Consider the following 15,308-nt stretch of genomic DNA (forward strand, 5'->3'; position numbering starts at 1 on the left):
CTTGTGTTTCCCCATTTTTTAATTCACGCACCAAAGGTAATAGTACAAATTTTATAAAGTATCCATAATTTTTAAAATTAAAATCTCAAAAATGGCTTAACTGCTTATTAAAATAACATTTACTACTTATTTACAAATTTATCTAACTATTAGAAAAATGGCTCAGTTATGCGTTCATATTTAATTTTGGGGAAACACAAATATTCTTATTTTATTTGTGGAAGAAATATAGTATAATAACGACGAATTAAAAGAAGGAGTTCTATATGGTAGTACATAATATTTCCAATATAACAGGAGAACAAGCATTCCATTCCATGCTTCAATCAGGAAAAAGAAATATATTAAAGAATTATATCTATTTTGCAATAGCTTTCGCTATTGGTGCACCACTCACTATCATTGGCTTTGTAAGAAGAGATAGTCAGTTTATAACTATGGGTGCCATCTTCATTTTATTTACACTTGCCGTAGGTGTTTATAATATTATTATGCTTTCTCGCTTACCAAAGGATGTACAAAACAAGAATCCTGAGGTTATAAGGGATGGTGTGACCTATGATTTTACATTTAAGGAAAAAAGCGTAGATATTATTATTATCAATTCTGGAAAGAAAAAGAAGGTTAATTATTCTTATTTTGATTTCAAAAAAATATATGAGTATGATGATTTATTTGAAATCCGTCTACAATCAAAGGAAGTTTTACTTTGTTTAAAGGATGGATTTGAAAATGACAAAGAAAAAATGATGGATTTCTTTATTAAAAATGTATCTACAAATAAAAAACTAGTTATTATAGACAAAAGAGGGGCTGTTAAGAAACTCAAATAGTTTCTTGCAGCCTTTTTTCTAATATTATTCGTAAGCATAAGTCTCAAATAATATTTCCCAAGTGAAATATATAGGGGAGTTTCTTAACAATAAAATTGTTAAGCCTGGCTTTACTTTAAAAAATGAACGGAAGCATCAATCGTAAATGAATTCGTATGAAAACACTTTACTTTATTTATAATTTTGTTATACAAAGAATCATGTTGATTTTTAAGTTTTAAAAAATTATAATGTTGAATATCAAACTATTTATAGGAGGATATAATGGAAGCTATTGGATGCAAAATCAATTATGTTTCAAATATCATAAAAAGAAAAATAGAAAAATTAGAATCCATTGAAGCACTAGAGAGAGTAAGTGGTACAAATAGCTTTATTTTAGTATATATCTCGGAAAAGGAAATTGTATTTCAAAAAGATATAGAAAAGGAATTTGGCATCACGAGATCTACTGCCTCAAAGGTGATTTCTTTAATGGAATCTAAGGGTATGATTATAAGAAAAAGCGTTCATAATGATTTAAGATTAAAACAATTAGTTTTAACAGATGATGCAAAAATGTTTGTGGAATCTGTTAAGAAGGATTTAAAAAGTTTTGAAGAAAGATTAACATTAGGCTTAACAAAAGAAGAAAAAGATATTCTTTTATCCATTATGAATAAACTTGAGAATAATATATTAGGAGGAAAGAAAAATGCTTCGTAAATTAATGAAGTCTATAAGAGAATATAAAACGGCAAGTATTTTATCTATATTATTTGTCACATTAGAAGCTGTTATGGAATGTGCACTTCCACTTGCGACCTCAAAGCTTGTAGACCAAATCAATGATAAAAATATGTCTGAACTTACAATATATTCTATTATTATTGTTGTTATGGCAATTTTATCCTTAGTCTTTGGAGCTGCAGCTGGTTATTTTTGCAGTAAGGCTAGTGCTGGATTTGCTAAAAACTTAAGAAAGGATATGTATGAAAATATTACAAAATTTTCATTTTCAAATATCGATAAATTTCAAGCATCAAGCTTAGTAACTCGAATGACTACAGATGTAATGAATGTACAAAGTGCTTATATGATGATTATAAGAACGGCCTTCCGTTCTCCTCTTATGATCATATTCTCTATTATGATGTGCTTTACGATTTCACCTAAATTATCTTGGGTATTCCTAATTGTATTCTTTGTATTAGCAATAATCATCGTATTGATTATGCTATCTGCAATGAAGGTATTTAGAAGAATATTTAAGAAGTATGATGCATTAAATGAATCTGTTAAAGAGAATATTGACGGTATAAGAGTAGTGAAATCCTTTGTAAGAGAGAATTACGAAATCGATAAATTTACACATGCAAGTGATGATTTAAGAAAGAATTTCACCTTCGCAGAAAGAATTATTGCCCTTAGCTCACCTGCAATGCAGGCTGCAGTGAATATCAATATGATCATTATTCTATTAATTGGTTCTATGATTATTATTAATACTACAACCTCAGAGCAATTATCCGATGGTACTTTTAGCTATGTATTTACGGAATTAACCGTAGGACAGTTTCAGTCGATGACTACCTATGGATTCCAAATGTTAATGGCATTAATGATGTTATCGTTTGTTGTCGTCATGATCGTTATGGCAATTGAATCTGGTAAGAGAATTGCAGAGGTATTAGATGAAAAGAGTGATCTTGTAAATCCAGAAAATCCAATTTATGAGATTAAGGATGGTAGTGTATCCTTTGATCATGTATCCTTTAAGTATTCTATTCATGCAAAGAAGAATTCTTTAGAAAATATTACATTAAATATCAACAGTGGTGAAACGGTTGGTATTATTGGTTCAACAGGTTCATCGAAAACCACTTTAGTAAATTTAATTTCAAGATTATATGATGCAACAGAGGGTAATGTATTCGTTGGTGGAATAAATGTTAAGGATTATGATCTTGAAACTTTAAGAAATAATGTTGCAGTAGTATTACAAAAGAATTTATTATTCTCAGGTACCATTACAGATAATTTAAAATGGGGTAACGAAAATGCTACTATGGAAGAAATTAAGCATGCATGCAAGCTTGCATGTGCAAGTGAATTCATAGAGTCCTTCCCGGATAAATATGATACCTATATTGAGCAGGGTGGTACCAATGTATCTGGAGGACAGAAGCAAAGATTATGTATTGCAAGAGCATTACTTAAAAATCCAAAGGTTTTAATCCTAGATGATTCTACAAGTGCAGTTGATACAAAAACAGATGCCATCATTCGTAAGGGCTTTAAGGAATTCATTCCTTCAACTACAAAGATTATTATTGCCCAAAGAGTATCCTCTATTCAGGATGCAGATAAGATTATCGTTATGGATAATGGGCATATTGATGCTATAGGCACTCATGATGAATTATTAAAGAATAATGAAATTTATAAAGAGGTTTATTATTCTCAAAATAAAGCAGGCGCTTCAATGAAGGAGGTGGCTTAATATGAAAAGTATGAAGAATCCAAATCCTAATTTTAGTGCGAAAAAGACACTTTCTAGATTATTAAAATATGTATTCCGTACGTATCCTATACATGTTGTTATCATTATTATTTGTATTATTTTATCCGCGATAGGCTCTATTGCTGCTGCAGTATTTATGTCACAGTTTATTGATAATGTTATTTATGCAGGTATTCAAGCAAATGGTAGTGTTGCGGGTAGCGGATATGAGGTAGTAAGACCTACTCTAATTAAGTTGATTTTAGAGCTTGGTGGAATTTATATTGTCGCAATACTTGCATCTACCTTATATCAGCAATTATTATGCTCTTTAACACAGGGCTTCCTACATAAGATTAGAACGGATATGTTTTCGAATATGGAAAAGCTTCCTATTTCCTATTTCGATAGAAATCAGCATGGTGATATTATGTCTACCTATACGAATGACGTCGATGCCATCCGTCAGGTAGTATCTTCAGCGCTGCCTCAGTTCATTCAGGTAATGCTTACAGTAATTTTATTGTTTGCAGTAATGCTTTATTATTCCATTTGGCTATCCTTAGTTGTAATTTTAGCCGTATTGCTAATTTTCTTTACGACATCTAAGATAGGTGGAGGAAGTGCAAAATTCTTCATTAAACAACAAAAAAGTGTTGCTAAAACCGAAGGCTTCATCGAAGAAATGATGAACGGACAAAAGGTCGTTAAGGTGTTCTGTCATGAGGAAAAATCTAAGGCAGAATTTGAAATTCTAAATGAGGAATTAAATCATAATTCCTTTGCTGCAAATGCATATGCAAATATGCTTGTGCCTATCATTCATAATATTGCAAATCTACTTTATGTTTTAGTTGCGATTGTAGGTGTATTAATCGTTATTAACAATGTGCCTAATTTATCCTTAAGAGGCTTTGGTAATACTGAATCTCAAGCATTAACGATTGGTATTGCCGTTACCTTCTTAGGTATGGCAAGACAATTCGGTAACCAATTCAACCAAATTTCCCAGCAATTAAATGCGGTCGTTATGGCTATGGCTGGTGCTTCTCGTATCTTTGATTTAATGGATCAAAAGACGGAAGTAGATGATGGTTATGTCACTCTTGTAAATTGTACAATCGAAGAGGATGGTACTATTAAGGAATGTGATAAGCATACAGGACATTGGGCATGGAAGCATCCACATAAGGCGGATGGTACTATTACCTATACAGAATTAAAAGGTGATATTCGTCTTTTTGATGTAGATTTTGGCTATGTACCTGAAAAACTTGTATTACATGATGTATCCATTTATGCAAAGCCAGGTCAAAAGATTGCCTTTGTTGGTGCAACTGGTGCTGGTAAGACAACCATTACAAATCTAATCAACCGTTTTTATGATATTGCAGATGGTAAGATAAGATATGATGGTATCAATATTAATAAGATTAAGAAGGCAGATTTAAGAAAATCGATTGGTATTGTACTTCAGGATACAAATCTATTTACAGGTACTGTTGCGGATAATATCAGGTATGGTAAGCTTGATGCTACTATGGAAGAAATTGAAGCGGCCTCAAAAATTGCAAATGCTTATGATTTCATTACAAGACTACCAGATGGCTTTAATACAATGCTTACAAGTAATGGATCTCAGCTATCACAAGGTCAGCGCCAATTGATTTCTATTGCGAGAGCGGCTCTAGCTAATGCCCCTGTAATGATTTTAGATGAGGCAACATCCTCTATTGATACAAGAACAGAACTTTTAGTTTCAAGAGGTATGGATAGTCTTATGAATGGTAGAACCGTATTCGTTATTGCTCATAGATTATCTACTGTACAAAATTCAAATGCCATTATGGTATTAGATCATGGCCATATAATTGAGCGTGGTACACATGAGGATTTAATTAAACAGAAGGGCGTATATTATCAACTATATACTGGTGCTTTTGAGCTTGAATAGCAAAATAGGATTTAGCTTTAGTGCTAAGTCCTTTTCTTATAACAAAAAAATTATCGTATAACAAAAAAATTTTTAATTATTTACTTTAGATAGAAAAAATAGTATAATTCATTTGTATTAAAGGTTAGGACCCCAAACGAAAGGTACAATTAGACTTTGATAAGAGAGCTACAGAGGGTGAAAAGTAGTAAATTCTAGTATCTTTGAATCATTGGGCGAGCCGGTATAGGGATAAGCTATACCCGCCTGCTGCGTTAAAGTAATGAAGTGCCATATATATTTATATATGGAACTAAGGTGGTACCGCGACTAAATCGTCCTTAGAGCATATGCTTTAAGGATTTTTTTTATGAGGAGGAAGAATATGAAGGATTACAAAGACACCCTATTTATGGGTCAAACGAATTTTGAAATGCGTGGTAATCTAAATAATAAGGAGCCATTAATCCAAGAAAAATGGGAGAAGATGGACTTATATCATAAGGTTATCAAAAAGAATGAAGGAAAAAGAGAATATACATTACATGATGGACCTCCATACGCAAATGGTGATATTCATCTAGGTCATGCATTAAATAAGATTTTAAAGGATTTTATCGTTCGTTATAAGAATATGAATGGCTATAAGAGTGTATATTATCCTGGTTGGGATACGCATGGTCTTCCAATTGAGAATGCACTCCAAAAGAGTGGTGTATCTAGAAGAGATAAGCCTATTGCGGAATTCCGTAATTTATGTATGGAATATGCTTATAAGCAAGTAAACCGTCAGATGGTTGGCTTCAAAAGATTAGGTGTACTTGCAGATTATGAAAATCCATATATTACATTAACTCATGATTTTGAAGCAGATCAGATTCGAGTATTTGCTAAAATGGCAGCAAAGGGATTAATTTATAAGGGCTTAAAGCCAGTATATTGGTCTCCATCAAGTGAGTCTGCCTTAGCTGAGGCTGAGATTGAATATCATGATATTACATCTAAGTCTATTTATTTTAAGTTCCCTATTGTAAATGGAGAGGGAATGTTTAAGGATGCATCCTTCTTAGTTTGGACAACTACACCATGGACAATTCCTGGTGACTTGGCCGTTTGTGCTGGACCAGATATTCAATATGTTGTATTTGATTCGAACAAGGGAAGAATGGTTTGTGCAGCCGATTTACTTGAATCTCTAAAGGCAAAGCTTTCTTTAGAGGATGTTCATGTTTTAGGCTATGAATATGGTAAGAATTTACTAGATTTAAAGTATATCCTACCTATTTATGATAGAATTCAACCTGTTATCAACGCGGATTATGTTACTACAACCGATGGTACTGGCTTCGTACATATCGCACCAGGCTATGGTGAGGAGGATTACATTGCTGGTAAGGAATATGGACTTGACGTTTTAGTTTGCGTGGATCATCATGGTTACCAGATGGAAAATGCAGGCAAGTATGCCGGTATGTTCTATGATGATTCTGAGGATGCAATTATTGAAGATTTAAAGGCATGTGGATCCTTATTATTATTAGATCCAATCACCCACAGCTATCCTCATGACTGGAGAACAAAGAAGCCAGTTATCTTTAGAGCAACCCCACAGTGGTTTGCTTCCATCGACCCTATCAAGGAGGATATTCTTAAGGCAATTCATGACGTAGAATGGACTCCAGTATGGGGTGAGGTTCGTATTTCCAATATGATTCGCGATCGTCATGATTGGTGTATTTCACGCCAGCGTGCTTGGGGTGTACCCATTCCTGTATTCTATGCAGAGGATGGAACAGAAATCCTAGATCAGGATGTTTTAGCTCACGTTGCGGATTTGTTTGAGAAGTATGGATCTAATGTATGGTTTGAGAAAGAAGCAAAGGATTTATTACCAGAGGGTTATACAAATCCACATTCTCCAAACGGTAAGTTCGAGAAAGAAAAGGATATTATGGACGTTTGGTTTGATTCAGGTTCTTCCTATTCAACCCTAGCAAGAAGAGGCTTACCTTATCCATGCGATTTATACCTTGAGGGTAGTGATCAGTATAGAGGATGGTTCAATTCATCTATTATTACTGCAGTAGCAACTACAGGTACTGCACCTTATAAGGCAGTCCTATCCCACGGCTTTACTCTTGATGGAGAGGGAAGAAAAATGTCAAAATCCTTAGGTAATACCGTTGACCCTATTAAGGTATGCAATACCAATGGTGCAGATATTCTAAGATTATGGGTTGCAAGTGTAGACTATCAATCCGATATGCCATTATCTCAAGATATCTTAAAACAGGTATCTGAATCCTATAGAAAGATTCGTAATACATTAAAGTTCTTACTTTCGAATGTATCGGATTTCAATCCTAGTGATTCACTACCTTACTCTAAGCTTGAATCTGTAGATAAGTATATGCTCATTAAGCTTAATAAATTCATCAAGGAGGTAAAGGATGGATATGATACCTTCCGCTTTGGTGATGTTTATAAGACTGTACTGAATTATGTATCCTCTACCTTATCTGCATTCTATTTAGATTTCACAAAGGATATTCTATATATTGAAGATCCTAAATCCAATAGAAGATTATCTGTACAAACTGTATTCTATAAGATTGTCGATTCTTTAATTAAATTATTATCCCCAATCCTTCCTCATACGATGAGTGAGGCATATGATTGTCTACCATTTAAGAGTGCAGAGGATGTATATTTAACCGATATGCCAGAAGTAGAAGATATTCAAGATGACCTTGAAGAAAAATATGATGAATTCATGAAATATCGTGATATTGTGCTTAAGGCTTTAGAGGATGCAAGAAGTGCTAAGGTTATCGGTAAGAGCTTTAATGCAAAGCTTACCGTTACATTAGATGCTGATGCGAAAAAGGTATTTGAGGTAGTAAAGGATAATGCAGCTACATTATTAATCGTTTCTCAGATTGAATTCGTTGATGGTGATGAATTCAAGGTAGAAGTCACACCTGCAGAGGGTAGAACCTGTGCTAGATGTAGAATGATTGTACCATTTGTAAGCGTTGATGAGCTATGTCCACGCTGCGATTTAATTGTAAATAAGAAGTAGTCGTGCTTTGACAATAGTTTGAAAGAATGATATACTACATATAATGTATTACTTTTTGAAAATTAAGGTGGTGATTGAATGGAATTCCGTTTATTTTTCCTACAGGAAAAAAGTAGAACATATGATAAACCGGAGTTGATAACACTTTTAACTTCAAACCCGAATATTACTCCACCAGATTCAAGACAAATCTATGGGGATAAGGTATATACCTACCATCATAATGTTTTGAATTTTGAGGCAAACTTTATTATGGCATCGAAGTCCGTTGTTCCTCATCTTGAGCTATTGCCACCGAAATTTTTCGATGTTAATTTCTTCATTTCTTTTGATATTCTACTATCCAATTATGCTGTTGAAATGATATTAGATATTATTGAAGAAATTGTAAGAAAATTCCGTTTTTATGTATATTGTGAACCATTTGAAGGAGAGGTAAGGCTATTCCGCCGTGCAGAAATTATTCGTACCTTTGATGCATGGAAGAAGGCCTTCGCAGCGAAGTTCCCAGAACAGGTTGCAGGCTTCAACAGGCTCGATTCACAGTCTATCTCTGCTGTATATGGCTACTTACAAAAGAGAAAAAGACTTGAAATTACATATTCGGAAGAAAAAATACAGGTTTCTGATTACATTTTTTTGCATACAGCCAAATCAAGAAGTGCCTTTGTTGCTATCCAGTGGGATGGCGATAGCGCATTCTTACTGCCACCAGCTGTGGACATTTTGATTTACGATGATGGTAAGATTTCAAAGCATATTAATATGGCGGAGGTCTTATCTAAGGCAGAAAAGTTATTCCGACCTATTGATGGATATGGTGTAATTAAAATCTGTGATGCAAAGAATACAAAGAAATTAAAAAAGATTTTACTTAAGGAAAGATTCGCTCCATTAAATGTAGATGTTGAAATCTTATCCTTAGATAAAATTTTAGATGTTTAGGAGGGTTCTCTCATGAATGTAGAGAAATATATTGATCATACTTTATTAAAGGCTACTGCTACACCTAAGGATATTGAGCAGCTATGTGCAGAGGCAAATGCTTGTCATTTCGCATCTGTTTGTGTTAACCCAGTAAATGTACAACTAGCACATGAATTATTACTTGGAAGTGATGTTGCTGTATGTACAGTTATCGGCTTCCCTTTAGGTGCTAATGCATCTAGCGTTAAAGCATTTGAGGTTACTCAAGCGATTGCTGATGGCGCAGATGAGGTAGATATGGTAATCAATATTGGTGCAGCTAAGGCTCACGATTGGGATACTGTACTTAAGGATATTGTAGCTGTCGTTAAGGCTGCGAATGGAGTTTTAGTAAAGGTAATTATTGAAACCTGTTATTTAACGGATGAAGAAAAGGTAAAGGTATCAGAGCTTGCCGTTGAGGCTGGTGCGGATTTCGTTAAGACATCTACTGGCTTTGGTACAGGTGGAGCTACCGCGAGTGACGTTGCTTTAATGAAGAAGGCTGTAGGAGAAAATGCAGAGGTTAAGGCTTCTGGTGGAATCCGTGATAAGGCTCAATTTGAAGCAATGATTCAAGCTGGTGCTACAAGAATTGGCTGTAGTGCTGGTATGAAGATTATGGAAGAATATGCTAAGGAGGAGAAATAATGGCAATTCCTACACCACATATTGCATGTAGTGATCCATCATTAATCGCTAAGACCGTTTTAATGCCAGGTGATCCACTTCGTGCAAAATTTATTGCAGATACTTATCTTACAGATGTAATCTGCTTTACCTCTACTAGAAATATTTTAGGATTTACAGGATATTATAATGGAAAGAGAATTTCTGTTATGGGTTCTGGTATGGGTATGCCATCGATTGGCATTTATTCCTATGAATTATATAATTTCTATGGAGTTGAAAATATTATAAGAATTGGATCTGCTGGTTCTTATGATGAATCCTTAAGAGTTTTTGATACTGTTTTAGTTTCAACTGCAGTATCTGAATCGAATTATGCAAAGGTAGCCTTTGGCTATAGAGCTCATGCAATGAAGCCATCTAAGGCTTTAAATACAAAGCTTTCTAAGGCTGCTTTAAAGCTAGGCATCCCTCTAACGGAGGCTTGCATTCATTCTTCTGATGTTTTCTATGGAGAGAATAAGGAGCATTGGAAAGAAATGAGAACGAAATATAATTGTATGTGTGTTGAAATGGAGTCCTTTGCTCTATTCGCTAATGCTAAAGCATTAGGAAAGAAGGCTGCATGCTTACTTACAATTTCAGATTCCTTTGTCGCAAGTGAAATTACTACTGCAGAGGAGCGTCAATCATCCTTCCACAATATGATGAAGATTGCCCTAGAGCTTGCAGGAAAGTAAAAAGTTCCTTTAAACAATCTCTTACTTAATCGCAAAAACGACTAAAAATAGCAAATAAGGTAAAAAAAGGTGATTTTGACCAAAATAAGGTTAGAATCACCTTTTTCTTTTTAATATACAAAAAATATAGTAAAATGGCTTAATATCAATAGATATTGTAATAGTATCTGTCCTCCCTGTACATTATGAGCAAAGGAAATCATGATGGATATTTTATGAAGCTCCACCATTCTTTGTAAAAGATTATAGCGAATATAAAGGAAGAGCATAAACCTAGATGTCATTCATAAAAAGTGTTATCAAAATCTTTTTTTTGGTATAAAAAAGTGTAAATCCCGTTTGACTTTCGTTTGAAAAAAGTGTAAATTGTAGTTTGAATTGCTTTAAAGTGTATTTCCGAATATGGAGTTATTATTCTATAAGAATACTCATTCCAATATTATGGAGTTTTGCATGTGAATCGCAACCTGATAATAGAAGGAAAATTAAAAATGGATGATAGATTACTTCGAAAAAGAAGTAGAAAAATAAAGAATATACCTTTAGTGGAAAAAGAATAAAAAGAGGATTGTATAAAAAAAGGTGGTAAATGTATTCATGATATATAAATGGAGAATTAAATATATATATATATATATATATATAGAGAGAAAAAGTAGAGTGTGTGATATTCATACTATAGAATATCAATTACCTAGAGGTGTAAACACCAAAGCGACTTCAAATTATTTGAAGGACTTAATAAGCCTAACCTCCTTAAGGAGGAATTTATTTACCCCTTTGTTCTTTTTCAACAAATTAAGAAACACTTAACAGTCTTTTTTTGCATTTTTGAGGAGTGGGAATATGAGCAGGTACATAGATATTAATAAATTTCATACAATATCAATAACGAAATATATTCTTTCTAAGATTGATCCTAAGGAAATTACCATAAGAAGTCTTTTAATATCCTATTTGAGATTATCCTCAAGTAAATATAAGACAGAAGAGGAAATTGTAAGAGTATGTGAGGATTTATATGATTTTAAATTCGAGGTTCGAGGAGATATGCATGGAAGCTATTTTATGATTGTCTTTAAGGCGAATGCTATAGATCCAAAATATATCCATGATGATACCTATACCCTAGATAAGATTTATAATCTATTTCAGGACTTATCTACTCCACTAATCGTAAATCATACCTTTGATAAAAAAACCTTTTTGACTGCGAAGAAGCATCTTAAGGCTACCATTTTAAAAATGGATAAATATTTAGATGTAAAGGCTTCTAATTTTGCTTTCCATACTTTCTTTTTAAATACTCTTAGAGATTTTAAGCCTATGGGTGATATAGAAGAATTAGATAAAATTACCATAGAGGATTTATATGCTTATTACAATAAGATATCTAAGGATGAAAATGTAACTTATTTTTTAGGTGATTTTAATGGGAAATATCCATATAATACTATAGATGATATATCACCAAAGCTAGATCATAATTTTATCGATAGAGGACGCTTAGATAAGAATTTATATTTAATGCCTTATAAATCAAAACAAATGTATTTAAGAATCATCTACGATATAAATGTATTTTCAGGTGATTTAAAAATATACCCCTTTATTTTATTAAATTATTTTCTAGGGGCATCCAATTATTCCTATTTATTTCAAAAAATAAGAGAGGAATATGGATTATGCTATAGCATATCGAGTGAGCTTTATGGTGCATCTGGTATACTTATGATCCGTTCAGAAATAAAGAAAAAGGATTTAGATTTCGTATTAGAAAGAATTGATGAATGCATTTCAGAAGGCATTCATTATATGGATATCGATAAAATTAAAAGAATGATTACCCTAACACATAAGGCAAGCTATGATTTAGAGGAAAGCTATTTATTCGATGAATTATGTAAGGATTTTTTTCCTGCATTCTATGATGGTACTACCTATATTGATAGAATTAATTCTGTCACTATGGAAGATATTAAAGATGCCTTCTTAAAGCTTAAAAATTCAAGAAGGGTCATCTTTGGCTTTGGAGGGGATCTAAATGAACGATAGAGAATACTTCACCCTAAAGAATGGTCTTAAATGTATATTTGTAAAAAGAAGCGGATTCCAGGTAAAATATGCAGGTATTGGTGTTCATTATGGTAGTAGCCATAAAAAATATTATAGAAATGGTGAATTCTATGAATCAAAAAGTGGAATTGCACACTTTTTAGAGCATAAAGCATTCATTATAGATGGTCATGATGCATTAATTGATTTCGATTCTTTAAATGCGGAGGCGAATGCCTATACAGGCTTAGAACAAACGATTTATTATTTTCAAACGAATGATGATTTAATACCTCCGCTTAGATTATTATTAAAAATGTTTTTTCATAAGGGCTTTACAAAAGAAAATATCGAAAGTGAAAAGCCAATTATATTATCGGAATTAGAAGAAGCCCGCGACCAAGTCGACAAAAGAATTCATGAGGAATGCTTAAAGCTATTATATCCAAACGATCCCTATTCCATTGAAATCTTAGGTACAAAGGAGGATATAGAAAATACTACTCTTTTCGATTTAGAAAATGCTTTTCTTGATTTTTATACACCAAAGAATTCTATATTGACCATTGTAGGTGATATCGATATAGAAGAGGTAAAAAGGGCTATCTTAGATGAAATGAAGGATATTACCATTCATGAAAATAATATAGAAAGAATTCCATTTGTGGAATCCCTTGCCCCACTTAAGCCTAAAACAATCTATGAGGATATTCCATATCCAGAATTACATATTATGGGTAGAATGGATTCACTAAATTATTCTATGCCTATTCTTCCAAATAAAATGATTGCCTTATTCGATTCTATATTTTCTGTAGAAGCACCCTTTTATAAGCTATTAAAGGAAAAGAATTATCTCATTTTAGATGATATAGAATATTCTATAACCTCTCATGAATATGGCACCTATTTCTATATCGATATTTATACAAATAATCCTATAGAATTAAAGGATTTCATCATCGATAAATTAAAGAATTTAAGTGTTAAGGATTATGATTCAGATATTTCAAATAGAACCATTAAATCCTATAAAAGTGATTTTATAAGAGCATTAGATTCTATTTCCTTTGTAGGGGATGATACCTTATCCTTAGCATTAGAGGGTACAGATTATGAGATGGAGGAGGATGCCCTATTAAATACAAAGGATTCTGATATATGTGAATTAATTCCATATATTAAGAATTCCTTAATAACTTATTTAATTGCATTACCAAAGAATGTTAAAAATAAGGAATAAAGATTAAGAATTTCCTAGATTTATACATAAATTTAGGAATTTTTTATTTTACGAATCGATTAATCTATTTATTTTTCTAAAAGTAGTACATTTAATTTTATGGATTTCATAATTAGAAATTTCATGATTGAAATGAAAAATGATATAACAAATGTGCTATTTAGAAAGGAGGATAACAAGGTCGTTGTACAATTATTTCATGCTGATAGGCTATGTTGTAAATGACATCGAGCTAAAGGAGGTTGCCGATGGCAAAAAGGTGGTTAAGCTAAGGCTGGCTGTCAAAAGGGAATTCCAGAATATGGATGGCGGCTATGATACCGACTTTATTAACATTTCCGTTTGGGAATATTTAGCTGAACATGCCGTAAACTACCTAAAAAAAGGGGCCCGAGTTGCGGTAAAGGGTAGAATATGTCCAAAGAAGGAAACAAAAAATGATGTAAGTGTCATTACAAACGAGCTTTATGCAGATCGTCTCATCTTCTTAGGAGAAACTGGTACTAAGGAATTTGATGCCGAAGCATCAAAATCTAAGGAGGAATAAACAGGGATTGTTCCCTGTTTATTTCTTTATTAGTAAATTTAAAACTCTATCTATTATTACTATTCGTATATATTTGTATTAAGTAAGAATAAAAAAAATAAAATATTTTTATAATAGACATAAATAATGTCAAAATAGGGTGTATTATATGGAAGAAGAAGAGGAGGTGAATTGATGTGAAAAGATATAAAGTTTTAAAACAAAAACTAAAATCAACTAGAGGTGAATTTTTTATCTATAGATTTCTTTCAAGAATGTGTAAGAAAGCATATAATGTAGCTTTAGCTAATATTAAAAAGAATTATGAGATTGACAAGACATATGTTGATAAATATGATAATTATGAAATGCTTAAAAATCATGAAGTGTCTTTGTGGTTGAATTCAGAAGTATTCCAAAAAACAATTTATTCAGCTAATGAAGCTTATGAATCCTATTTTAATTTGTTAAAATATCAAACATATAATAATTTAGAAATTACAGCTAAAGAACCAGGATATATTAAAGGGTATTATCCCATCACATTTTCATACTTAGGTAAGAAAATGGAGAATGGTAAAAGAATATTTAATATTCCGCTTTCAGTACCATTTAAACAATTCTTAAGAGAAATAGCTCCGGATATAAAAATTTTAAAGAAATACATAAATCCAAGTATGTTTGAATTACCTGATGAATATTTTATTCGTCTTAGTATTCCAAGATATCTAACCAATAAAAAGATTAAAGAAGTATCTATTATTCCTTTATTTAATGGTAAGAAATTTGAAATCGCATATACATATTTAGATGAAGAA

At 32.4% G+C, this 15,308-nt stretch carries 12 protein-coding genes; all 12 read left to right on the forward strand.

Annotation, left to right across the window (positions count from 1 at the left end; all coding sequences use genetic code 11):
- The first annotated feature begins 266 nt into the window (after positions 1-266).
- A complete protein-coding gene (locus tag SPJ17_RS03475) occupies positions 267-833 on the forward strand; it encodes a hypothetical protein (RefSeq protein ID WP_321092808.1) in 567 nt (188 codons plus the stop codon).
- Between the two features lie 264 nt (positions 834-1,097).
- Entirely contained in the window at positions 1,098-1,538 is a 441-nt protein-coding gene (locus SPJ17_RS03480; protein ID WP_321092810.1) for a MarR family transcriptional regulator, read from the forward strand.
- Positions 1,528-3,315 (forward strand): ABC transporter ATP-binding protein, encoded by a 1,788-nt coding sequence (locus tag SPJ17_RS03485; protein ID WP_321092811.1) that lies wholly within the window; start codon positions 1,528-1,530, stop codon positions 3,313-3,315. The genes SPJ17_RS03480 and SPJ17_RS03485 overlap by 11 nt, the downstream gene beginning before the upstream one ends.
- A gap of 1 nt (position 3,316) precedes the next feature.
- The gene (locus tag SPJ17_RS03490) at positions 3,317-5,269 is read left to right on the forward strand and encodes an ABC transporter ATP-binding protein (protein ID WP_321092813.1); all 1,953 of its coding nucleotides are present in this window, start codon (positions 3,317-3,319) and stop codon (positions 5,267-5,269) included.
- A gap of 364 nt (positions 5,270-5,633) precedes the next feature.
- Entirely contained in the window at positions 5,634-8,330 is a 2,697-nt protein-coding gene (ileS, locus tag SPJ17_RS03495) for an isoleucine--tRNA ligase (protein ID WP_321092814.1), read from the forward strand.
- A 78-nt stretch (positions 8,331-8,408) separates the two neighbouring features.
- Entirely contained in the window at positions 8,409-9,275 is an 867-nt protein-coding gene (locus SPJ17_RS03500) for a hypothetical protein (RefSeq protein ID WP_321092815.1), read from the forward strand.
- A gap of 12 nt (positions 9,276-9,287) precedes the next feature.
- Entirely contained in the window at positions 9,288-9,947 is a 660-nt protein-coding gene (gene deoC / locus SPJ17_RS03505; RefSeq protein ID WP_321092817.1) for a deoxyribose-phosphate aldolase, read from the forward strand.
- Positions 9,947-10,666, forward strand: coding sequence for a purine-nucleoside phosphorylase (deoD, locus tag SPJ17_RS03510; protein WP_321092818.1), 720 nt, complete (start codon positions 9,947-9,949; stop codon positions 10,664-10,666). The genes deoC and deoD overlap by 1 nt, the downstream gene beginning before the upstream one ends.
- An 846-nt stretch (positions 10,667-11,512) precedes the next feature.
- Entirely contained in the window at positions 11,513-12,721 is a 1,209-nt protein-coding gene (locus tag SPJ17_RS03515; protein WP_321092819.1) for an insulinase family protein, read from the forward strand.
- Positions 12,711-13,964 carry a pitrilysin family protein gene (locus SPJ17_RS03520; RefSeq protein ID WP_321092820.1) on the forward strand — a complete coding sequence of 418 codons (1,254 nt, stop codon included), beginning with the start codon at positions 12,711-12,713 and terminating at the stop codon, positions 13,962-13,964. The genes SPJ17_RS03515 and SPJ17_RS03520 overlap by 11 nt, the downstream gene beginning before the upstream one ends.
- Positions 13,965-14,148: 184 nt before the next feature.
- Positions 14,149-14,511 carry a single-stranded DNA-binding protein gene (locus SPJ17_RS03525; protein ID WP_321092821.1) on the forward strand — a complete coding sequence of 121 codons (363 nt, stop codon included), beginning with the start codon at positions 14,149-14,151 and terminating at the stop codon, positions 14,509-14,511.
- 176 nt (positions 14,512-14,687) lie between these two features.
- Positions 14,688-15,308 (forward strand): hypothetical protein (locus tag SPJ17_RS03530; protein WP_321092823.1); only part of this gene is annotated, 621 nt, incomplete at its 3' end.

It is taken from the genome of Anaeroplasma sp., assembly GCF_034179385.1.
Classification (GTDB): Bacteria; Bacillota_I; Bacilli_A; order Acholeplasmatales; family Anaeroplasmataceae; genus Anaeroplasma.